Origin of the sequence: Candidatus Uabimicrobium helgolandensis, assembly GCF_041508025.1 — a bacterium.
GTDB classification, from domain to species: Bacteria; Planctomycetota; Uabimicrobiia; order Uabimicrobiales; family Uabimicrobiaceae; genus Uabimicrobium; species Uabimicrobium helgolandensis.
The window spans coordinates 4643266-4667298 of record NZ_CP165719.1 but is presented as its reverse complement, the minus strand read 5'-3'; the positions used below and the strand labels follow the sequence as shown (position 1 = coordinate 4667298).

15 protein-coding genes are annotated in these 24033 nt (G+C 35.4%); 11 read left to right on the top strand and 4 right to left on the bottom strand.

Annotated elements, in window-relative coordinates; all coding sequences use genetic code 11:
* Positions 1 to 156: 156 nt before the first annotated feature.
* Together UABHE_RS17035 and UABHE_RS17030 are read right to left on the bottom strand one after the other, a co-directional pair.
* Positions 157 to 999, bottom strand: a complete 843-nt coding sequence (locus UABHE_RS17035; RefSeq protein ID WP_372364432.1) for a fatty acid desaturase — start codon at positions 997 to 999, stop codon at positions 157 to 159.
* Positions 1000 to 1042: 43 nt separating this feature from the next.
* Positions 1043 to 1600 (bottom strand): TetR/AcrR family transcriptional regulator, encoded by a 558-nt coding sequence (locus UABHE_RS17030; RefSeq protein WP_372364430.1) that lies wholly within the window; start codon positions 1598 to 1600, stop codon positions 1043 to 1045.
* 178 nt (positions 1601 to 1778) lie between these two features.
* Here UABHE_RS17030 and UABHE_RS17025 point away from each other — a divergent pair, with 178 nt between their 5' ends.
* A complete protein-coding gene (locus UABHE_RS17025) occupies positions 1779 to 5156 on the top strand; it encodes a tetratricopeptide repeat protein (protein WP_372364429.1) in 3378 nt (1125 codons plus the stop codon).
* Between the two features lie 272 nt (positions 5157 to 5428).
* Here the strand turns inward: UABHE_RS17025 and UABHE_RS17020 are convergent, their stop codons facing one another.
* Together UABHE_RS17020 and UABHE_RS17015 are read right to left on the bottom strand one after the other, a co-directional pair.
* Complete coding sequence (locus UABHE_RS17020) at positions 5429 to 6352, bottom strand: VWA domain-containing protein (protein WP_372371546.1); 924 nt, start codon at positions 6350 to 6352, stop codon at positions 5429 to 5431.
* A gap of 572 nt (positions 6353 to 6924) precedes the next feature.
* Positions 6925 to 8631 (bottom strand): carcinine hydrolase/isopenicillin-N N-acyltransferase family protein, encoded by a 1707-nt coding sequence (locus UABHE_RS17015; RefSeq protein ID WP_372371545.1) that lies wholly within the window; start codon positions 8629 to 8631, stop codon positions 6925 to 6927.
* 133 nt (positions 8632 to 8764) lie between these two features.
* Here UABHE_RS17015 and UABHE_RS17010 point away from each other — a divergent pair, with 133 nt between their 5' ends.
* The 10 genes from UABHE_RS17010 (at position 8765) to UABHE_RS16965 (ending at position 23876) form a co-directional block, all read left to right on the top strand.
* Complete coding sequence (locus tag UABHE_RS17010; protein WP_372371543.1) at positions 8765 to 9427, top strand: TetR family transcriptional regulator; 663 nt, start codon at positions 8765 to 8767, stop codon at positions 9425 to 9427.
* Positions 9428 to 9597: 170 nt separating this feature from the next.
* Entirely contained in the window at positions 9598 to 11073 is a 1476-nt protein-coding gene (locus tag UABHE_RS17005) for a PLP-dependent aminotransferase family protein (protein ID WP_372371542.1), read from the top strand.
* Positions 11074 to 11299: 226 nt separating this feature from the next.
* Entirely contained in the window at positions 11300 to 11452 is a 153-nt protein-coding gene (locus UABHE_RS17000; RefSeq protein WP_372371540.1) for a DUF3096 domain-containing protein, read from the top strand.
* Position 11453: 1 nt separating this feature from the next.
* Positions 11454 to 11762, top strand: coding sequence for an RNHCP domain-containing protein (locus tag UABHE_RS16995; protein WP_372371538.1), 309 nt, complete (start codon positions 11454 to 11456; stop codon positions 11760 to 11762).
* Positions 11763 to 11785: 23 nt separating this feature from the next.
* Positions 11786 to 12787 carry an extracellular solute-binding protein gene (locus UABHE_RS16990; protein ID WP_372371537.1) on the top strand — a complete coding sequence of 334 codons (1002 nt, stop codon included), beginning with the start codon at positions 11786 to 11788 and terminating at the stop codon, positions 12785 to 12787.
* Positions 12788 to 12802: 15 nt separating this feature from the next.
* Positions 12803 to 15058 carry a protein kinase gene (locus UABHE_RS16985; RefSeq protein WP_372371535.1) on the top strand — a complete coding sequence of 752 codons (2256 nt, stop codon included), beginning with the start codon at positions 12803 to 12805 and terminating at the stop codon, positions 15056 to 15058.
* A 9-nt stretch (positions 15059 to 15067) separates the two neighbouring features.
* Positions 15068 to 17572: a hypothetical protein gene (locus UABHE_RS16980; RefSeq protein ID WP_372371533.1), complete on the top strand. Its 2505-nt coding sequence runs from the start codon at positions 15068 to 15070 to the stop codon at positions 17570 to 17572.
* A 63-nt stretch (positions 17573 to 17635) separates the two neighbouring features.
* Positions 17636 to 18052, top strand: coding sequence for a hypothetical protein (locus tag UABHE_RS16975; RefSeq protein ID WP_372371532.1), 417 nt, complete (start codon positions 17636 to 17638; stop codon positions 18050 to 18052).
* A gap of 90 nt (positions 18053 to 18142) precedes the next feature.
* Positions 18143 to 19891, top strand: coding sequence for a tetratricopeptide repeat protein (locus UABHE_RS16970; protein ID WP_372371531.1), 1749 nt, complete (start codon positions 18143 to 18145; stop codon positions 19889 to 19891).
* Positions 19878 to 23876 carry a LamG-like jellyroll fold domain-containing protein gene (locus UABHE_RS16965; RefSeq protein WP_372371529.1) on the top strand — a complete coding sequence of 1333 codons (3999 nt, stop codon included), beginning with the start codon at positions 19878 to 19880 and terminating at the stop codon, positions 23874 to 23876. The genes UABHE_RS16970 and UABHE_RS16965 overlap by 14 nt, the downstream gene beginning before the upstream one ends.
* The last annotated feature ends 157 nt before the right edge of the window (positions 23877 to 24033 follow it).

Genomic DNA, 24033 nt, shown 5'->3' with positions numbered 1-24033 from the left:
TGACACTTTGATTATTACTAGGCCCTATAATTATTCAAAATGTTTTTCGAGCCCGCTTCCGAGCCCGATACTATTCGCAGTATCATAATATAAAACAATGATATTTTAATATCTGTTGTTCTAAATGATAACACGCCTAGTTACTACTAGGTCACTTTAATTGGGCACCGCAATAATTTTAGAAATAGGAGCACCTTTTTCTCGTAGACCTTCCTCTATCTCATCGAAACAAGTTTTATAGTTATAAAACGGTATTTTTGGATATAGATGGTGAATAAGGTGATAATTTTGTCCAAGTAGAACTAAATTAAGGCCCGGAAACAATATAATTCTTGTGTCCATAAAACGTTGTTGCACTTGGTGGGGATGATGAGGAAGCCAATCGAAAACAAAGGCTAGTAGTGCAGTTGCGCAAACAACAGGAAATAACCACAGTGTAACAAAAATATCGCCAAATCCTAAAATATAAGGAATTGTAATAATAATTCCAAGAAGGAATACCGCAATAATATTTGCAGAAAAAGAACAAACAGCTTTTGGAGGCTCACGTAAAATAGCTCCGCCAAGATTGCTTAAATAGTGGAAAAATATTGTAGAACAGCGAAATAACACTTTCCACCATTTGTCTCCAGCAACCCAATAATCAGGATCTCTATGAGGATCGTTTGTTACTCCATGGTGACGTAAATGAACACGACGAAATACTGAAAATGGAACAAAAAATAGTGCCGTAAATCCCCACCCTAAAAACGTATTTACCCATTTCCATTTTTTATTTCCCCCATGTATGTTACCGTGAGCGGCCTCGTGAGCTACGGAGAAAGCTAGATAAAAGAAAATCACATTCCATATTCCCAACCATATCTCTAAATATGGATATTTAACAACCAAGAAAAATGATAGACAAAAACCACAAAATATGAAAATCGCCAAACATACGGTCGGCCAAGCAAAACGATTTGTATATTTTCGCCACTGTACTATATTGTTTTTAGGCATTTGAATCTCCTTTATTAGAGATTGGTAAATGGTTTTGGGTAGATCACTTATCAACATTGTGAAAATAAGGTGGTAGCCCTACGATTGTCAATAAATGATTTAGCATCTCAATGTAATCTTCTTGTGAAATGCGTGGTAATAAATATTGACAACCAACATAATAGGTATAAATAAGCTGAGCATTTTTTTCGTTCAGTAAAATATCATCATTGGTATTTTGCAAATAAGTCTCAAAAAATCTAATTCTTACGTCATCTACCTGCTGCTGAAATTGGCGCACAGTTTCATTTTGTAAAGCCCATATACGAATAGTAATTTCTGTATTTTGAGGAATAACAAGTACTTTTTTAATCAACTGGTACGTTTTTTCAGTAGGTTCATCTATTTTAGCGATAGTTTCAATAATCTCAGTAGTGTACTTCTTACTCCAATATTCTAGTAGTTCGTATATATATTCTTTTCTATTAGCAAAATGATGATAAAAAGAACCTTTTGTCATGTTTAATTGTTGGCAGAGAAAATCAATTTTCAGTTTTTTTTCTCCCCATTGCTCTAATATATCAAGTCCAGCATCAAGCCAATGTTTTTTTGTTTTTTTCATAACGCCTCCAAAACATACCATACGGTATGGTATGTTTTATAGCAAGTCTCAAAATAAAAAGCAACAAAAAACAAAATATTACAATGCTTTTTAGTTGAAAGGTATACAAAATAAAATTTTAATAGATAAATACTTTTGGCTCAAGTGGTGCTGACCTATCTGAAATTGTGAGAAAATTATGGAAGAAAAAAAATCTAAATATTCGCCGTTGTCCTCGTTACAAGATATTGCAATCAAAAAGCCAAAAATTGAATGGGAAGAGGCTAAACAAAATATAAATGAGCGCTATCAAATATTAAGTGTTTTAGGGCAAGGAGGACAAGGCATAGTTTGGGAAGTTTACGACTCTATTACACAACGAGAAGTGGCATTAAAACAATCAAACCTGACTCAAAAGAAACATATTTTTTTACAAGAAGTCACTTTACAAACGAGCTTTCACCATTCATCAATTCCTCCTATTTTTGAAATACACGACGGTGAAATTCCTTACTTTACCATGCACAAAATTGACGGTGTTAAACTCTCTGATTTTCTTTATATGTTACACGAACTACCAAATAAAAACCTACGACTAAGAATGATGGTCAAAGACTTAACATTGCGAGACCTTATGCATATCTTTCGCGGTATTTGTGATGTCGTACGCTATCTACACGAAAGAAATTATGTGCATCGCGATTTAAAACCACAAAACATTCTTATTGATAGTGATTACAAAGTTTACTTAATTGATTTTGGACTTACAACTATTACAGAGGAAGCAAAAGATCTTTGCGGAACTAAAAATTATGTCGACCCCCGATATTTATTCGAGTCTCAAAAATCAAAAAGAGTCGACATATATGCCTTGGGAATGATTTTGCTTAGTATGACAACAGCGACAAGTTATCAATTCATCAATAATAGTTGGCAATTTTTTCCTTACAACAAAAATGTAGATTTAGATCTCTCCTTGCGAGAATATTTAAAGGCAATTGAAACATTACAGATAATGCTTCCTAAATGCAGTAAACCTTTAAGCAAGAACATTAGTATCCATGGAATAAGCAGAATCTACCAACATGCTGTTGGTGTAAACAAAAATGGCGTTTTAGAAAAAAGTACTGCGGTCTATTCTTCCATCGAGAATTTACAAAAAGATATTGACAGTTTATTAAATTTCGAAGACGGAGTTGCTTTTCGTCAAACCATGTCCGTCAAAATAGACAAGGTTTTACGCCGCTACCCAAAAAGTGTCACTACTATTTTTCTTTTACTATCGTTCTCTATTTTTACATTTATTTCATTTAGCAACAATTATTTACAAAATCAAAAAAAATTCCGTACAACTCTTAAAGCAAACAATATAGAAACAACCATTTCTCATTATCAAAAATACTCCTTTCTTTACAAAAAAGAGTTACAGTGGTTAAGTGACTATCTAAAATTTAAAAACGCAATGAAAGACATACGTTTTGCATTTTATAGTTCCTACATGATAAAACCTTTTTACGATAGAATGCCTTTATACAGTGATCAACCAATGATGCAAGCCTCTCGTATTCTGAAATTAGCCCAAGAGATATTTCAATTAGCAGAGATAGTAGAAACTCAAGCTATTCAATGTGATGAAAATATCAATTATTTTTTTTACCGTCAAAACTTTCCTGCGCAAAAAGCAGAAATTCACTTTATAAAAAAAATGACTATGTTTTTGGGAAAATACGTTTCGCAAGCAAAAATAAAAATTATAATGGAAGACCTCGGACAAGAAATTTCCTATTTAACAAATCCCAACCTTCAACTAAGTATTTATTTTGTTACGCGTAATGTTCAAGCAGTAAAAAAATTCACTGAAAAATTTCCATCGTTTGCTTGGGGACACATGGTTAGAGCAGTACAACTATTCTGCGAAAAAAAATATGATCAAAGCCGATTAGCAAGTGTTTCTTGTATTGCTCTAAATCCACAACAATATTTTCCTTACCTACTCATGTCTTTATCTTGCTTTGAAGACAAAGAAAAAGCCAATCAATACCTGCTTCGTATACAACAGAAGAATAACGACCACCTTTACTTGTTAAAGGGTGATATTTATTTTTATCACCGTATGTACTCAAAAGCTTTTAATAACTATAATTCTGCAATAAAAATAAACCCCAACGCCAAAGGGTATTTTCGAAGAGGAAACACGCATCTTTTCCTTAATAATATAAATCTAGCAATAAAAGATTTCTCTTGGGCTCTAAGAATAAGCGATCAGCCTTCATTCTATCTACAAAGAGGCTTAGCACATTTTTACCAAAAAAACTATAGCGCTGCTATTTCTGATTTTAATACCGTCATTCTACTTGAGCCAAATAATAGCGAAGGTTACATTAGAAGATCAGACATTCATCTTGCGCAAAACCTTTATTCTAAAGCAATTAAGGATTTAAATTTAGCTATTGAAAAAAATCCTCTAAACGAACAAAGTTATTTGAAAAGATCAGAAATATACGCAGCCAAAAAGAAATATGATCTAGCAATTACGGATATTTCTTCTGCTATAAAACTACAACCTCAACAATCCAACTTTTACCAAAAGCGCGCTCATTTGTATTTGCAAAGTCAAAATTTTGAACAAGTCATTGTAAATCTAAATGTAGTCTTGCAAAAAAATCGTAATGATTGGGAAAGTATCTATCTACGTGCTATATGTTATCTAAAACAACAAAATATAGAACACGCTTTCTCTGATTTCAGCAACATTATAAATAATGGACCTTCGCATGCATTAGCACACTACCAGCGTGGAACGATCTACGCTCAGAAAAACAAATATGCTCTTGCTCTTTTAGATTTTAAAATAGCTTTAAAAATAAGTCCTAACTACGCACCAGTATACATAGAACAGGCAAAAATATACGCTTTACGCAACGATTTTGTGAGGGCAATTGAAAGCTTAGATCAATTGTTAATATTAAATCCCAATCATGATCTTGCACTCTACACAAGAGGAGTTACTTACATAAAATACAAACAATTTGTAAAAGCTATTCGCGATTTTGATGTCCTTATTCAAAACGATAAGACCAACACCAAAGCTTATTATCAAAAAGCCATAGTATTATGGAAACAAACAGATTTAGAAAAAGCATTAGAGAATTTTCGTCAAGTAGTGCAGCTAGATCCACAGTACAAAGAGGCCTATTACTTCCAAGGGCTTGTATATATCCAAATGAACAAATGGCAAGATGCAGTAAAACAGCTAGATAAGGCATTAAAGATAGACAAAAGTTACCGAGATGCAATATTTCAAAGAGGAATTGCCTATTTAAATTTACCAAATATCGCAAAAGCGCATCGCGACTTCTCTAGTATATTTTATCTCCCTGAGTATCGTAAGTTATCTTATTTTTACTTAGCCTGTATCTATGCATTACAAGGTAAAAAAATAGAAGCACTTAGTTTATTAGAAGAATCTATAAATTTAGGTATGAAAGATCTCGATTTGATAAAAAAACAACAAGAGCTCAAAAATATTAGCAAAACACCTGAATACATAAAGCTACTAAAAAAATTGGCAAAATGATTGCCTCATACAATTTAGCTAACTAACAAAAATATAGACGACAGTCCTAATACCAACCGTAATCTATTTTTACTTAGCTTTCGCACATCAAATATCGGCCCGCGACCATCAATCTCAAAAATCCAGTAGCGCACATCGTTATTTTCACTGTTATAAAGACTTTCTTCCTTTAAAGTAAAAAAAAGATTTCTGTATATGTAGTGAGATAACACAACCTAATATTGTTGAAGCTTCTGTTGCGTCTAGATCGCAATTTGAGTTACTTTAACCATTTATTTTTCAATATAAGAACCATTATTAGAAAACGCTAGTTTTTCCAACAAGATAGAATTAAGTCTCTTCCCAACAGCAATAATATTGAGGTGAACATCCAAACCTTTTCTCCACTTTTTTATATCCCGCAATAGTAAATAAGGATCAATAGTATATCCATCAGATACAAGAAAAATAGTAGCGCTCTGCTTAATCATTTTATATGTGACTCCTAATGCCTTGTATAAATTAGTTGAATATCCCTGTGAAAGATTCTCAACCCAAATATCAGCATTTTTTTTATTTTGTGCTGTTGCAGGCTGTAATTCTTTTTGCCACGCTTTTGTTTCTCCACAAAAAGCGATAATATTAAAAGTATATTGTTTTGTTAACTTGCGATAACTTTTATAAAGTTGCTGTTTGACTCGATTTATATTCATACTTTGAGAAATATCAATCAAATAGATAATGTTTTTGTGCTGCTTATTAATATTAAAGAAAACAGTTCCATCGCCTACACCGTCACCATTTCCTGCACCAACTCCGTTTCCTGCTTTCTGTGATCTGACTTTTTGCAATATTCGTGCAACATTACCTTGAACTGGTAATAATCGTTCTCCTGTCACCACAAATGGTGATTGTTTTTTTATGACTTTATTTTTTACAACAGGTGCAAGAAACTCCTGCTGCGACGAATCGATTGGAAACCAATTTTCATTATGAGTTACCGTTTGACGTACTTTTTTCTGTTTACTTTCCGAAGCGTTAGTTCCTCCAACTTTTTGAATTTCCCGTGGAGTAGTGATATTCTCTATAGTAACTTGATACGTTACTTGCCGCTCTTGATGTTTTTTAGTTTGACTGCAAAACGCCCAAAGATAAATAATAGCAGTGTGTATCAATAAAGAAATAATGCCATTTTGTAGTTTTTCTCGACGTTTCATAACAATAAAGTTTCTTGTTTATTAAAAATTACTCTTGCTACAAACATCAACACTTCACTAATAAAGTTTAAAACTATATTACATTTCTTCATTTGTCTCTCCTAAAAAGTCTTTTCATATTTCTTATTGGTAAGACCTTAAAATCCTGACAAAAACATCTATCATATCTTTCCAAATTTGGTACCAAATGTTTGAGCTAGCTGAAACTCTAGGCGTTTTTTAATTTTAAAAGCAAACTACTAAAATAGACACCGCTCCTTTATTTATTATAATTGCAATTAGGGCGTGTCATCATTCAAAATATTGTGTGTTTTTTCGAACCCGAGCCCGTTTCCGAAACTTTCACTAACAATTTATTAAAGAAGCAAAGTTTCTTTTTCCATCGCAAAAAACTAGTATTGAACCAATAAATCACTTTCTGTCGCTCTCAAAAAGTTTTCGGGCGCGGGCTCGCAAACGGGCTCGGGCTCAATACTACTGGCGTATCATTAAATGAATCCGTTATATTTTTATCTGTATTGAATGATGACAGGCCCTAATAAATAAAGGAGTATACATCAAATAAGAGAAGGCTATTTTTTTGACAAATAGTTATCTAAAGTTGCTTTTATCCAACCATCAGCATAATAACCAACATGACTATGAATCACTCGATCAGTCATATTACAAAGTGATACTGCACCTTTGATAATTTTTGTCTTACCGTCAGGACTGCTTTTGATTTTGTCATAATAGTGAGGAAATTTTTTGTATGGGGCTAAGTAATCAATAATTTCTATCGCTTTTTTCTCGTCGATTTTTCCATAAGAATCTAAAATTTGAACATTGAGTTCATCATAACGCCACTGCATGTCATCATAGCGTTTTGCATAAACATTAACAGTCCACGGATTCATTCCACAAAGACGCATACTTGGTACAATGCTAAAGTTCGTCATGATAAGAACATCGTCTTTATTTTCGCGTTGCGGTGGAAAAAAGTAATACAAAGGGCAATTTTTCTCTTCGTAATTTTTGTTGACATAACCGCGAGTAGACCACATATTTTTGTGCTCGCGTTTTTCAAAATAATTAAACATATCAGCATTGAATTTCAAAAATTCTTGAGGATACTTGTAATCATTCCAGCGAAAAGTAAGTCCTTTGCGATGTTGTTGATTTTCATGATTGTTTAAAAAGGTACTATTTGGTAGCATCTGCAACCACATAAAATCTTGGTTTGCAAAAGCGGGAAAATCCATTTTATCCATTGTTGCTCCACCTTCTACAACAACAGCCTCATCATTAGTTCCATCAGCAATAAAATATAGCCAACTCACTCCTCGTGGAACATCAACCATAATATCAACAGCATGTCTTGCGCTCGTTGCACGGTGAGTTACATGGCGTAACATCATAATAGAATTAATACCAACGCGTTTAGGATTACAGTTGTTTCCCGGCAAATTATCTACTGCCATACCAACTCCGCGACTGTTCATCGTTGTTACACTTCCAACCATCCCAGGACAATTAACAGCAACCATCGGTAAACGCCCATCAGTAGGATTGTAAACAGTCATTCCTAAACGATATTCCATAATGCCACCTGTTGGAAACATAAAATCGCGACCAAAATAATGTTTCTTGTCAACAGTAGCATTCCCAAAGACAGAAAAGTCGTTACACATTACAGGAGCATTTAACTCTTCTGGCTTAATACCGTAAATATTTGAAAAATCTAAAGTATAATAGCGCGATAAAATGCAATCGAAGCCAACATTAACCATAAGAAGTTTGCTTACAGAAACTTCTGTCTTCAAATTCATTTTTTTACAGCCAGCAACCATCCCCTTCATTTCATCAATATACTCTTGCGGAACATCGGGGCGTACGCTTTTAACACCTTCTTTTAGCCATGTTTTTACAATTTCCAAAATGAAATTACGCCGACCTGTCCCCACATCACCGTTAAGAAAATCGGTTAAAACACCATCAATAAACTTACTACATGTAATTTCTACATCTTCATGTGCAAGTACACCAGTAAGGTAACCCATTTCAAAAGCATTACCTTCAAGATAGAACAATTGTTTTGGTTTTTTGGTCTCGTAGTTTACAGCTGTTCGATGGTAAGCAAGTGCTCCTCTACTCTTTTTATATTTTGCTACTTTTACAATATTATACCCATCTTTATCAAGAGCGGCGATAATGTCTTCAAAACCTTTATAGGGATTTTCAGCGCTAAGTACCAGACAGAAAAATAGACAAAGCACCAAAATTGTGATACTCTTATGCATCCTAGAACTCCTAAAGGAATATTTTGCTACGTCAATTAATTACCTAGTCGAATTAGGTATACTCTAAAATACATAGCAAAATAATTAACTAACTATAATTTGAATACTGAAAGGGATTTAGTGTAAATGACCGATGGTCATTTGTCAATTTATTTTTGATATGAAAAATCAACGTGCAAGATCAAAAGACGAAAAACAGCAACGCAAGGAAGAAATTTTATCTTCTGCTTTAGATTTGTTACTAAAAAACGGTGTGGTCGCTTCTGCAGCACAAATTGCGGCGGCTTCTAAAATCGCCAAAGGAACTATATACCTATATTTTACCTCTAAAGAAGAGATTTATCTTACACTGTTTCAAAAACAGTGGGATCCGCTTTTTTTACAAATAAACAAAGCGATTTCTACTCCAGATTTACCTATAAAAGAAATCACAGCTACCATAGCGGAATATGTCGTGACAAATACATTTTTTTTACCTCTAATGATCGCTTGTAGTGGCATGTTAGGTCGATCCAAAGATAAGGAAGTAATTCGTTCTTATCAAAAAATCTTATCAAAAAACTTAGAAGAATCTAGCCAACTTCTGTATAAACGTTTTGAAATACCACCTAACAAAGGAATAAATCTTTTTTTACGCACTTATGCGCTGGTTTTTGGTATGTGGGATGTCATTCATATGCCAACCATCGTTAAGGAAGTTTTTAGAGAAGAACAGTGGACTGATTTTCCGAAGAATTACCAGCAGGAATTACAAGAAACATTAGAAATGTTATGGCATAGTATGCTACATACGTAAATCAAGCTTTATAAATCATAGAACATTTAAAAACACTAGGGCGTGTCGATGTTTAGGTTTCACATAATGTCGATTATTTAGAGAATGGTGAGTAATTTGGAAGTCTGTGCTCTACTTGTTAAAAGTAACAAAGCTATTCTCTAGTCGTAGCTAAATTATAAGGACGATAAATGTCAACACAGCCTAAATCAAACATTCCTTTCAGCCAAGTTTTTTCGCTTGCGATTGTACGAGAAAAAAAACCATTGTATCGCCAGATATACAACCAAATAAAACAAGCTATACTTTCACAACAGCTAGCACCAGGAATAAGATTACCTGCTTCGCGAGACCTTGCCAAACGTTTATCTGTTTCTCGTAATACAGTAACAACTGCTTATGAACAGCTTTGGGCAGAAGGATTCGTCGAAGGACAAGTTGGCGCGGGGACCTATGTTGCCCACATCGACTTCACTCCTCTAAAATCGACAAGTATTCCACAAATAAAGACTTCGTCGCATCCATTTCTATCAAAGCGTGGAGAACAGATATTCAACCTAGCAAAAAAAGACTACATCTCTAAGTCCATTCCATTTTCTCCCGGAATACCCGACTTTGGTTCTTTTCGTAAGGATGTGTGGGCGCGTATACTCTCAAGACAATGTCGCCATAACATGCAAGATTTTTTCGCCTACGACAATCCAACAGGCTACAAACCCTTGCAAACAGCAATTTGCCACTATCTACGCTCCTGCCGCGGAGTTAAATGCGACTCAGAACAAATAATCATAACTTCAGGTGCACAACAAGGACTAGATCTTATCGCACGTTTTTTAATAGACGCAGGCAACTGCGTTGCTATAGAAAACCCCGGATACATAGGAGCACGTAATGCATTTCTTGCTGCCCAAGCCAAACTAATACCTATTGATGTAGACAAGCAAGGTCTACAAACAAAGACTTTGCAACAACACAAAAATATTCGCCTCGTGTACTTGACTCCATCACACCAGTATCCCCTTGGAGTCACCCTATCCCTAGAACGACGTATTCAAATACTAGAATGGGCACAACAACAAAATGCGTGGATAATAGAAGATGATTACGACAGTGAATATCGCTATTCTGGACAGCCTATTGCCGCAATGCAAGGAATAGGTAAATCGGAGCGCGTAATATATTTAGGGACTTTTAGTAAAGTCTTATTTCCAGGTTTACGTATAGGTTATTTAGTTGTTCCCAAAGTTCTCATACCTGTATTTTCTTTAGCAAAATCAATCACTGATCACAACACAAATACTTTATTACAAGCAGCGCTCAACGATTTTATTGAACAAGGACACTTCAATAATCATTTGCGACGTACAAGAATATTATATAAAAAACGTCAAGAGTATTTCTTGCAAATTTTTTCGCACAAATTGAAAGGCTTCTGCACAATTGAACCAAGTTCTACAGGAATGCACTTAGTAGCATTTTGTGAAAACGATGACAAAGTATTCGCACAACAAGCACTACAATATGGTCTCCAACTGCGAACTTTATCCAGTTACTATTTACAAAAGCCCTACAGCGGTTTCGTTCTTGGTTATGCTGGCTATACTCCGCAACAAATTCACCAAGGCATTTGTATTATGGAAAAAATATACCACGATATCGCAAAATAGCGGTCGCTTAGTACATTGTTTGCCAAAAAAGCCTAAAAATTCGCAAGTTCATTTTGAACTATTATTTCCATTTAGAGTACCCAATAATACACATCGTTTTTTTCTCCTGTTCTTTGGTTTGACTTGAGTTAAATACTTAAAGGTGCTATACTTATTATACAAGTTTAATTATACAGAGAAGCGGGAAGCAAACACCTTGATATTAATATTCAATAAAGGATAAACTATGCCAAAAAGAATAAGAATGCGTCAATCTCAACAAGTTACCTCCGTTTTATATATTGTTGTTGGAGTTATGATTTTGATTCGTCCTGACATTGCAATGTTATTATTGGCTGTATTCCTCATCGTTGTAGGTGCTTTGGGACTTTTAACATAATATGTGTGCAAAAACAATTAAACGCAACGAGACTTTCCCTTGTGGAAATTGTCAGCAACAAGTCCCTATTTCACAACGTTCGTGCCGAAACCACTGTTGTTATTGTTTATGGAGCTTACATGTTGATGGTAATGTTCCTGGAGATCGAAGTTGCGAATGCCAAGGTTTAATGGAGCCTTATAAAATAGAATCTTCCTCTAAAGGCTATATGATTTGCCATCGTTGCACAAAATGTCGACAAATGAAAAAAAATCGCACCGCCCCTGATGACAACTGGGATAAAATAATAGAACTTACACAATTAACATAATTCTGTTATGAAAGTGAAATACGTTGTATAAAATATGCATTATATTCTTGTTTATACTTATGTGCTCATGCACTGAAAAAGAAAAACCCCAAGTAGTCGTGTATACAGCTCTAGACCGTATGTTTTCAGAACCAATATTAAAAATGTTCGAAAAAAAAACGGGCATAGAAGTACGTGCAAAATATGATAACGAAAGTACAAAATCGGTAGGACTTACAGCATGTATTATCGAAGAAAAACTACGCCCGCGTTGTGATGTATTTTGGAACAACGAAATACTAAACACTCTTCGTTTAAAAAAACGTGGTTTACTTGCGTCATTTTCTCCACCCCAAGCAAACAACATTCCAGAAAATTACAAAGACGATGAGTATTACTGGACAGGTTTTGCTGCACGAGCACGCGTTGTTATCATAAATACCAACAAAGTTGCACCACAAGACTATCCAAAATCAATTTGGGATTTTGCCCAAAAAAACTGGCGCGGAAAATTTGGCATCGCTAAACCAGTCGCAGGAACCACAGCAACTCATGTTGCTTGTTGGTTTTCATTTCTCGGTGCAGAAAAAGCCCAAAAACTACTACAAAGTCTTAAAAATAACAACGTATCCATAGAAAGTGGAAATAAACAATGTGCGCGCAAGGTAGCAGAAGGGGAATTATTTGCTGCTTTTACAGATACTGACGATGCAATGATTGAAATCAACGATAAAAAACCAGTAAAAATCATCTACCTGGACACAGAAGGAATCGGAACTTTATTTATTCCTAATACCCTTGCTTTAATTCGTAATGCTCCACATCCACAAAATGCAAAAAAACTTATTGATTTTCTTCTCTCGCCACAAGTGGAAGAATTACTGGCAAAAGGCCCCTCGTCGCAAATTCCACTTAATAGCCAAACAAAAGTGCGTGCACGCGTAAAGACTCCAATGCAAATAAAGGAAATGGATGTTGATTTTGCTCAAGCAGCTTCTTCATGGGAAGAAGCGAGAAACTATGTTATAAAGTTTTTCCTGCCTTAAGATAGGAACTAAAAAATGCAGCAAGTAGATTTAATCGGTCAAGTACTAGGTGGGTGCCGTATTAATACTCTTCTAGGTAAAGGTGGTATGGGTTATGTATTTTTAGCGCACCACTTAAATCTCGACATACCAATTGCTTTGAAACTATTAAACTCGACAATGACATCTTCGCCAGAACTAGTAGAAAGATTTATATTAGAAGCACGCGCAGCAGCAAAATTAGATAGCAACAATATTGTACGCGTAATGCAAGTAGGAGAGGAAAAAGGCTTTTACTATATCCAAATGGAGTACATAGAAGGAGAAAGTCTAGCGAAATACCTAAAAAGAAATATTCCTCTGGAAATTCCATTAGCGCTGCATTTTTTAAAACAAATTGCTAGTGGGCTTCATGATGCCCACTTAGAAAATATCGTCCATCGCGATATAAAACCGGACAATGTACTTATTAATAAAAAAGGTACTTTAAAAATAGCAGATTTTGGTCTAGTGAAAGTAACAGAGAGCGACAACAACCTCACTGCAACAGGACAAGTATTAGGCACGCCTTACTATATTTCTCCTGAACAATGCGAGGGCAAAGCTGTCGATTGCAGAAGCGATATCTACTCCCTTGGGATTGTGATGTACTATATGCTTACAGGACATCTTCCTTTTGAAGGAGAAAGCTCTCTTGTTATTGTTATATCACGTTTACAAAAAGATCCGCCACTAATGTCTGAGTATCGCAAAGACATACCAGCTGAAATTAACAAGTTTGTATTGACCATGATGCAGCGCAAACCAGAAGATAGACAACAAAACGCAGAAACACTGTTAGAACAAATAAACAACTTAATTAATCAATTTGCTCAAGACTACAAATACAAAGCAACAAAGCTCGAAATCAATGTATCAAAAGCAACTAATTTTCCTCCTACCAAGAGCTTTAGTTCTACAGGAACAATATCAGACATTGTTGTCAATAGTAGCTCGTCAACAAGCATTTTACCAAACGAACAAGTAATAACTAGTGCTAAAACTATTACCGATACAAATTCACAGATCAGTGCTATTACGCCTACACCATTAGCAAATAATTCTGTTCAAACTATGCACGCAATAAAACCCGAAACTTCACATCAAATAGCAACTTCACGAAAAAAGAAAACAAGTGGATTTATATTACCTTGTTGTGAAATAATTTTTGCAATTTTAGTCGCTTTTGTTGTAGTACATGGTGTATGGAAAAAACAGACCTTCCTATATTCTCATATTTATGATCAAAGTTTTGGACACCCACACTCTTTGCTATACGGAGATGCCGTACAAAAGTACCATGATACAGTCAGCACAGTTGTTGATCAAAAAACCGATGTTGCTTTAAATAAAATAGAAATATTTTTAAGCCAATACGGATATACTCCTTATGCTGAGGTTATAAAAAATCTGCAAAATATCATTCTTAGTAAAAAGGCTTTTCTTCTCGAAGTAAATAAACAACTAGAGTCTACAGTAATAACTCCGATGCAAATAAAACTGATTCCTCCTCCTCTGTTTAAAAGAGCAATCAAAGATAACGAATATAAGTTGCGTTTTTATGCAAAAAATGCCAAAAATCAGCTAGCTAAATTACCACTATTTTTGTCTTTAGAAATCGAAATACAAGACGCTCTTGATAAGCACTTACAAATACTTCGTCAACGAGCAGATGAGTACTCAGCAAATTTTAAAAGTATAGAAAATACGATCAATATAATATTCAAAGAATTTGAAATTCAACTCCTAAAAATTTTAGAAAGCGTAGAGCGAAATGTGACTCGCGCAAAATCGAGAAAACAACTCACAAAAATTGCCCAAGAAGGCCGTGAAAATGTAAATAAGATATTTTTAGAAATAGTCCAAAAAATTGATAGCCTTAAAGGTCCGTCACAACAAAGAGAACGATTCAAAGAAAAAATTAAAAATATAGTACATGATTTTCAAACCAATATAGAAAAAACAGTAGAAAAAAAACGCACATCTTTTAAAAATAATGAACGTCCAACTAGCAAAGATCGTCAAAAAATTATCGACGTTTTTTTTAAACGTGCGCATAAAATGGCTAGCAACGTTGGTCGCTTTAAAGGACAACTCCTCCGCACTCAGTTAAAATTTATGGAAAGTAGTTTAAAAAGAAACAACAAAAACCCTATTATTTTTCGAAAATTAAAAAAATTGAGTAAGTTGCACCCACAACTAAATCATGAAGTCAGCAAACTAATGTCGGAACTTCAAAAAGCAGGTAAATAAGGAGATTTTATGAAACGACTATTCGTATTGATAATATTTATTGTTTTTTGTGGATGCGATACAACAAAGCAACCTAAAAATACCCTTTCTACAAATATCGCTACTTCAAACAATAACGAGAAAACACCACTAAAAAAAAGATCCGTATTACAAACAAAACCTAATAAAAGCATTTTAGAAGAGCGTCTACCATCACAGTTTTATATATCGGGAAGCACTCATATCTCACCAGGTGAAAAATATACTTTTGATCTTCATACACGAACAAAAGATACAGTGCAGACAATAGTATACTATGTACAAACACCTATTGTTTTTATTGACGAGGTGACAAGTGCAAAAAACCCAATTATTTCCGATACAATTTTAGCAAGCCTCAGCGATGCGCTTATAAAAAAAAATCGCCAAGATCTTATTTCTTATCAGAAAAAAAATCAAATACAAACAACCGCTAGTTTTGATGTGGTAGATATACACGAAACATACGAGATAGATACTTCTCCCGGATGGATAAATAGGCAAATTACATTAGGATCGTTGGCAAAACCAGGGATGTATTTACTGGAAACGCGTATTGGTCCTCAAGCTGCTTATTTAGTCGTAACAGCTAACACCTTTACAACTACTGTTCGTAAATATGATAATCGCACGTTAGTTTGGATTACTAACCCACAAGGTATAGGAGTTGGTAACGTTCCTCTTTTTTATGAAGATGAAAATGGTAACTCTTTACAAAAAAGAACAAACACTTCTGGTGTAGCTATTCTTACAAGCTATTCACCATGGATTGTCGCATGGCAAAAATCGCAAGTAGCTATAATTGACAATCCTCAAAAACGTAACCATGGTATTCACCTATGGCTAGATAAAAAAGTATATGCGCCAGGCGAAACAATTCACATTGCTTGGAAACATCCACTGTCACCAAAAACAATTGCAAGAGTGATCTCTGTTCATGGTAACGAAATTATCCGCCGCGAAATTTCTCCTCAACCAAGCACAACATTAACTCTACCAAACAACATCTCTTCAGGAAAATTCATAGTTCAAATTGAAAATATAGAAGAAGAAATAATAGTCGCAGATCAAACTTCAACAGAAAAATATCATCCACAAATAACCACTGATAAACACGCATACAAATCTGGCGATATCATTACTGTAAACGTTTATGGTACTAACGAGTCCGAAGTTAAAATAGATATTTACAAACAAAATGAGATAATTGATCGTCAAATACAAATCAGCAACAACGGCGTTGCTACTTGCTATCTACAACTTGAAAAACAGGGAAGCTATAATATTAAAAGCTGTGGAGTAACAAAAACAATATATATTGATAATGAGACAATGGTTGCCGAAGAAGCTTTTCCCCAGCAAACGACATTCAAAAATAATTCAGCAAAAATACTCGTGCCAAAAAACAACAACAGTTCTTTGTATATTTTACAAGGCAGTAATAGCCTATATCATGTACAACCACCTCAAGAAACGGGTATGTGGAAAGACTTTGCTATCAAAGGAAATGGCCGATGGCAAGCACAAGTATTTTCTCCAGGAAAACTAGAAAATACTTTTGAGTTTTATGTAAATAACTCAATAAATATCTCTTTGCCTTCAGAAATACACGCACAACAAAAAATACAAGTAGGCGTAAATTTTGAAAACTCAAATTATAAATATTTGTTATGGGCAACAAGCGGCAGCAACACAAATGAACAATTACCTAATGTCAAAACAACCCAGAATCTAAGTGATGCTCGTAATTTGCCATTTTTATATAAGAAATGGGTACGTAGTAAAATAAAAGCAGACTATGCACTGGCAGTCGTTGCTACTTCAAAAAAACAATACGCATCTGCTGTATACTTATGTCAACAAATTCTAAAATGGGACCCACAAAATCAACTAGCAAAAAATTTACTACTCAAATCTATTAGCACAATGACGACAAACACCAACAAAGAATACTTATCTCCTAAAGAGCGATTAAAATATACATATATAGGAGGTTTAGCATCAACAATGACATTTCAAGAACTTGTAGAGAAAATAGAAGAGCAAGCTAATGTTTATATAGAAGTAGATCCTCAGGTGTACCAAAAATATCCAGAAAAAACTTTTACAATTGCAGGGCTTCCTAGTGGCGAAAACGCTTTTTCCTTGTTAAGCTATTTCTTTATCACACGTTCCCTAACTTATAAAATAGAACATGGCGTATTGTTTATCACTCTACAGTCCCAAAATATATTGCTCGACCTACTTGAACAACTTGACAAAGAGATTGATCCACAAATGGAAAAACTACCTAAAGATCCTCCACAAACAAACAAATACAATGATAAACACCTAAGAAAAACAGCTTTCTGGACAAGCTGGAAGTCAGGACAACAAAAAAGCACTATATATTTCCCGACACAAGGAATGTGGACAATAAAAGGCATTTTAATTGATCAAAAAAACAAGCACTATTCTTTTGTTCGGCAAGTATGGGTGGGCGACAAATTACCGTAAAAAATATCGGGCGTTTCAATACGCCTTAGTCAGTGTTACATTAGTTTTGCTAAAGGAAACTTTATGTCTGATGAACCAATTAGACCTCATAAACCTGTAGCTGCTCTTGCAGCTATATTTTGTTTATTTAATGGCGCTTTATTATATCTGTCTTCTCTTGATTTCACAGGGGATGGTGGCTTGGGAACAGGACAAAATAAAGAGCAAACGGACGATGAACATTTCAAGAAACTAAAGCCTAAAACCATTTATTTTCAAACAACAGCGAATAAAATTATGTTTATGGGCAAAGAAATTCCCTTTGCTGAATTTTGCCAAATTGTAAAAGATACCCAAAAAAAACAAAAAATACCTGAAATATATTTTGGCGAAGACACCACAAATGGATTACACCAACGCATTGTATACTTTTTTAAACACAACGAAATTATATATCGCAAAATTGAAAAAGCGTCGTTGCAAAGTTCTGTAAAACGTTAACTAAGTAGATTCACTTAAAACCAACACAACGAGCTAGTCACTTTAGCCTAGACTAGCTCCTATTTCTTGGCTCTCTTTGAGGAATACTTTATGCGCTATTTTTTTATTCTCACAATCGTGAGTATTTTGCTGCATAACACTTATGCTGACACAGTTTACTTGAAAAATGGCAATCAGGTAACAGGACAAGTTATACAGAAAGATAAAAGCGGGGTCACTGTTAAAATGGCTTTCGGCAAAATTTTTATTGCTCGCAAAGATATTCGCAAAATAGCCCGCGAAAGCTTTGAACGAACAGTCATCGCTCAAAGTAATCGCTTGATTTTTTTAGGCGCGGACTATCAAGCCATATCACATTTAAAAAGAGCTATTCGTAAATACCCCAAAAAACAAAAGCTAAAAGACGCTCTAGCTGACCTATATTTCCAGTTAGGTCGCAAATATACGCAGCGCAATCCCAAAAAAGCACTTCAGTTATTTACCAAGGCCCAAAAAATAAATCCGCAAATTGATATTTCTTCTTACAAAGGAAAAATATCACAAATACAACACAAAGCTTTGGAAATTCAAAAGAGAGCCGAGAAATTTTTACAATCAAAAAACTACAAAGAGGCACTTAAAGAGTACGAAAAAGCAATTGAGCTAAACCCAGATTTACAAACTACATCAGCACAAATGGTATCACACTGTGCTTCACAGATAGCAAACGACTTGTTCAAAACCCAAAAATTTACAGAAGCGCTAAAATACTACGAACTAGCTCTGCAACAATACCCAAAAATATATCCTTATATTGAACAGCCATGGTTGTATAGTAAAACGCAGTTTATTGGAAAAGAATATATTCTCAAAAGCAACTGGAACAGTGCGATTGTAGAACTCAGAGAAATTCTCAAACATCGCCCTGACTATTCTCCAGCCCTTTTTCTAACAGCAACTTGTCTAGAAAAGCTAAAAGACTACAAAACTGCCTTTGAATACTACAACAGCGCCACCAAAAATCGCCAAAATAGAGAGTGGGATGGAAAATTTACATCTCTTGAGCAAGAGCGCTTACGAGCTCAACAAGTGGTTAATCGCCAAACATTACAGCCCTTTTTTGTACCACAAGATTCTATTCCCACAAAAGACTGGATAAAATCAACCACTGCGCACTTTAATATTTATTATCAAAACAAAGAACTAGCTCAGAAAATAGCGTCTACTTTAGAATTTCACTGGAGCGTTATTTTCAAAAAACTAGCACCAAAAGATACAAATAATAATTGGCCTATGCGCTGCGACGTATACATATTTCCTTCGCGTAAAGAGTACATGAAAAATACAGGTCTACCACAATGGTCGGACGGAGTCTCGCAAATGGCATACCAACAAGGACGCCTGTTCCAACATAAAATTCATCTCTACGCAAGTGCTCCACTGCTACTTTCAAACATAATACCTCATGAGTTAACTCATGTAATGTTGCCGTGGTTTTTGAAATACCGGGTTCAATTGCCTCTATGGTTAAACGAAGGTGTTGCCATGACAAACGAAGCAAGTTTTCGCACTAATAGTCGTAGATTTACTTTAAAACGCGCGCTAAAAAGAGGAAGTGTATTTCCTGTAGCACAGTTACTAAATATGAATGAGTATCCTTCTTCCCAAGAAAAAGCCTCGATATTTTACTCACAGAGTTTATCCATAGTTGAATTTTTATTAAAACGTGGCGGTAACGCCAAATTGCTACAATTCACCAAAAAAGCAAAATCAGATATAAAAATAGCCCTAAAAGAAACATATAGTATTCCGAACTTCTCAACACTAGAAAGGTTGTGGTTAAAATATGCCAACGAATAAAATTCGCCAAAAAGGTGCTGCACTGATACTCGCAGTTGTGGCTTTGAGCATGTTAGTTATTATTGCAATTCCATTTGCCTCTTCTATGGCCGTAGAAAAAAGAGCTTCGCAAAATACCTTAGCTAAGGTCCAAGCCAAAATGGCCACGAAAGGAGCGATCAACTATGCTATAGCACAACTATCCAAAAGCCACGACATGAAAGAACGCGACGAAAATGCAACTCCTTTCTCTGATGCTCCTCAAGAACAAGAAATAAAAATAGATCTTCCAAGAATAGACACCAACAACCCATATGGAGAAATTTGGTCCGTCGATGTACAAGACGAACAAGGTAAGGTCAATTTACACTCTGCAACACCGTGGCTACTTGGAAACCTTATAGCTTCTGCAATCACACAAGAGCAAGCAACTGACAGTCATACAACAATCTCTGTCGACTCAACTTCGCGATTTCCACAAAAAAATGGGTTTCTGTGGGTGAACGGTGAACTGATAAGTTATAGCCATAAAGATAAAACGCACTTTTTTGGTTGTGAACGCGGTATATTTCAAGAAAAGCCAAATTTCATAGCTCCACGCGGTATTAGACGTGGAACACTTATCATTGATGCTCACGCCTATCGCATTATCAGTCACCAAATGACTTTTGGATTTTTTCATACCATTGAAGAAGTTAAAACCATTGCCAACGTTGGAGGTGACTTCGCTATTTCTCCGCAAATATTTGATGCACTGTATTCAACACTTACTGTTCATTCAACAACAGTAAGTAACAGTAACTGGATCAACGAACAACCAGCTGAGCTAGTTGCAAACACTGACCCTAGCAGCCCAGATATTTTTACCGTTGACAATGCCTTGTTCTATATTCCTGGGATGATTGTAAAGATAGAAAGCAATAACAATAAACAACTAGCGATGATTTTAAGTAGTAGTTCTACGCGCATTCAAATAGATCGCAAATTAAAAGAACGGGGTGGCACATTTCGATTATCCGTCAAACCTCCAGCGGCCATCAATATAAATTCTGCTGCTCCAAGAGTTCTATTTGCTATATTCAAAGGGTTACGGGTAGGTGGCGGTTGGATTGGTGCCGCAGAAGCCTCAACACTTGTTAATGAAATTCTCAAAATTCGCGCAAGTGGTGGTTCTTTTAGCTCTTTAGAAGGTTTTCAAAATCTCCTAAATGATCTTCGCGAAAAATTCGCCCAACAACTAGATATAAATCAGCAACCATTCTTTTCTAAGAAAAAAATCCGCAGAATTCTATCTGCAGCAATCAGTACCAACGGTTTACGCAATCGTTTTCACGGTATTAATATACGACCAAGCTCAACAAATTATCGCCAGCCCTTTCCTGTTTTGGCACCTATTATTTTCAAAAGTAATGATACCTATACTCTTACATCTACAGCTGTAATAAACAACTCTTCAGGTATTCCACTTGCACAGCATATGCAAAAAACACTTGTGTCAACGATTCCTTCAGAAACCATCTATTGGAAATTAAACACCCAAAAAGATTTCCAAGACTACTTAAACAACCGTACCGCTACGCGCGTTACAAGCCATCCTGTTTTTGTAGATATGTTTACTAAATTCCCGCAAAAGACACTAGGGAAAACGACAGGAATTTCACTGGACACTTTCACAAGCGATTATCGAGCTCCTCAAGGATCACAACTTGTACAAAAAAATACATTTGACAATACTTACGAAGGAGTAACAGGCGTACAAAAAGCCAACTTGCGCACATCGGGACTAGAAGTACGCCCTGGATGTATTTCTCTGTGGTTTAAAATCCAACAAGCTGCGCGACGCACAGAAATATTCAATATGGGAGATCGTCAACAAACACAAAACCGCATCTCTTGTTTTATTGAAGGTGGTAATCTCATCCTACAAGTCTTTGATGGCGCAGAGGAAAATAGTTGCTGTGAAATTACCGCCCCTATTCCACAGAGTGGAACGTGGACACATTTAATGGCCACTTGGTACAGCACAGAACATGGCGGTCTTGCTTTGTGGATAGATGGTCGTCCTGTAGGAGAATTTAGTTATGATTTCGATGGCACAAAACTAGATATACGAACAACGAAAAAAATAGATAGTCTTGCTACTGTTATCCCCGTCTCTTCGACACGCGGCCTTACAAACGCAGGTGCAGTAAAAATCGGTAACGAAATTATTGAATACGAAAGAATCTCAGGTAGAAATTTAATTGTTCGAAAATCATATTCTGGTTTTGAAAGAAATCAACTTGCTCGTGGTGCACGAGGTTCAATTGCAAGTGAACACATTCAAGGAGTAGCAGTAGTTCCTCTTGGTTATAGTGTCGCTTTGCGCGATAGAGTTTTTCCAGCAACCACTCTAACTTCAGCAATAGGAAAAGCAGATCTTTTTACAATAACAACTGCTCAAGTAAGTCTTTCCGAAGGAACAATCAAGTTAGAAACCACGAAGGATTTTCCACCAGCAGGCTTTGCACTACTTGTAGATCCAGTAACAAGAGTCCAAGAAAAAATACGTTATTTACGTAGTGATCGTAAAAGCCTAAAAAATTGCGTCAGAGCACAACTTGGTACTAGTAGCGCTGAATTTGAAACAGGAGCTTTTGTAGTACCCATATCAATATCTGTGGCTGACAATAGCGAATATCCTGACGTTGGTGCTATTCAAATAGACAACGAGTGGTTACAATATTCAGCTAAAGTGGACCAAGATATTTTTATTTTTAATCCTCCAGGAGCTGCTATAAATCAATTAATTTCAACACAACAATATGACCCCAATTACCGAAAAGTTGCACAAACAGCAAGTGCATCTCATTTTCGAAATACAAAAGTTTTACCTGTATTTCGATTGCGAAATGGACAATTGGGAAGATTCGATACAGTCACTCTTGTTGACAACAATGATTTTTCACAACAAGACCAACTCGAAGTAAACTGGAGCCAAGGAGATTTTATAGCATTTACCGAGGATGTATCACGTATTTATGAACCGCAAGGGCAAAAAACACGTATATTAAAATTTCCCTCTGGAGAACTCCCTAGCGAAAATAGCGAATTTACCATTGGGCAGTCCGGTATTATTATTGATGAACTACAAGTTATTCAAGCACGTCAAAAATTTGCTCTGTCATTCTCTCAGCCTACCGATAATACAGAACAAAATATCGCCATAGATAATCAAACGGCTTTAGCAGATGATGGAGGAATATTAAAAGTAGGAAACGAGTACATAGCTTATTCTTCTATTATCAACAACGAATTGCAAAACGTAGAGCGTGGTTTTCTTAACTCCAAAGCTACAAACAACGATGCAAACACCTTCATTTATCCAGTTTTTTTCCTACCAATATCTTCTCTTACAAATGGCTTTAACTCAGCAAATACCATCGAAGTTGGTAACGCAAGTGATTTTCCTAGTAGTGGCTACATTCGTAGTGGAAATGAAATTATAAGTTACAGCAATAAACAAGGTAACAGTTTTCTATTGCCTGAAACAATAAGAGGTAACAATGGACGTGGAGCTTTTGGATCTACTCAGGAAAGTCATTCTGCGGATAAATTAGTTCACTGGATGCCTTCTCGCTACTGGGATCGAAGTACTATAAGTAACAACGATAACGATACAGCTTTTTTCGAGGCTGCTAAAACAGCACACAATGCTCTGTGGAAAAACATAAAGTGGGAAGTAGAGCTACCATCAAAAAATTTTACAGCGGTCAAGTTTCTTGTCCGTATAGACGGAAAACCAAACTGGACAAAAGAACCACAAAATGTTCCGGGACAAATCTATGAATTTAATGATACTAAAAAAGCGAACACTATCGATGTTACTGGGGATTTATTTGAAATGCGCGTCTATTTTATTTACAAAAATGGTGCTTTCAGCCGCGAAGTGTGGAAAGACACACCTCTCATTAAATCTATAGAGGTTAGTTACGAACAGTTACCGCAAATATATCAAACAGAATAAAATAATAATGTTTGCTTCTCATCAATAACACTCGAATAATCATAACATAACCTTGCAATAAAAAAGCATTAGGGGTGTCCCAAAAAATAATATACCAAATTTTACATAGAGATTTTATTCATCAGCTAGGCATTTTGAACGCGCATAGTCTAGTTCT

Coding starts and splice junctions, on each gene's coding strand:
- UABHE_RS17035 (WP_372364432.1), bottom strand. CDS start 999: ATGCCTAAAAACAATATAGTACAGTGGCGAAAATATACAAATCGTTTT.
- UABHE_RS17030 (WP_372364430.1), bottom strand. CDS start 1,600: ATGAAAAAAACAAAAAAACATTGGCTTGATGCTGGACTTGATATATTA.
- UABHE_RS17025 (WP_372364429.1), top strand. CDS start 1,779: ATGGAAGAAAAAAAATCTAAATATTCGCCGTTGTCCTCGTTACAAGAT.
- UABHE_RS17020 (WP_372371546.1), bottom strand. CDS start 6,352: ATGAAACGTCGAGAAAAACTACAAAATGGCATTATTTCTTTATTGATA.
- UABHE_RS17015 (WP_372371545.1), bottom strand. CDS start 8,631: ATGCATAAGAGTATCACAATTTTGGTGCTTTGTCTATTTTTCTGTCTG.
- UABHE_RS17010 (WP_372371543.1), top strand. CDS start 8,765: ATGGTCATTTGTCAATTTATTTTTGATATGAAAAATCAACGTGCAAGA.
- UABHE_RS17005 (WP_372371542.1), top strand. CDS start 9,598: ATGTCAACACAGCCTAAATCAAACATTCCTTTCAGCCAAGTTTTTTCG.
- UABHE_RS17000 (WP_372371540.1), top strand. CDS start 11,300: ATGCCAAAAAGAATAAGAATGCGTCAATCTCAACAAGTTACCTCCGTT.
- UABHE_RS16995 (WP_372371538.1), top strand. CDS start 11,454: ATGTGTGCAAAAACAATTAAACGCAACGAGACTTTCCCTTGTGGAAAT.
- UABHE_RS16985 (WP_372371535.1), top strand. CDS start 12,803: ATGCAGCAAGTAGATTTAATCGGTCAAGTACTAGGTGGGTGCCGTATT.
- UABHE_RS16980 (WP_372371533.1), top strand. CDS start 15,068: ATGAAACGACTATTCGTATTGATAATATTTATTGTTTTTTGTGGATGC.
- UABHE_RS16975 (WP_372371532.1), top strand. CDS start 17,636: ATGTCTGATGAACCAATTAGACCTCATAAACCTGTAGCTGCTCTTGCA.
- UABHE_RS16970 (WP_372371531.1), top strand. CDS start 18,143: ATGCGCTATTTTTTTATTCTCACAATCGTGAGTATTTTGCTGCATAAC.
- UABHE_RS16965 (WP_372371529.1), top strand. CDS start 19,878: ATGCCAACGAATAAAATTCGCCAAAAAGGTGCTGCACTGATACTCGCA.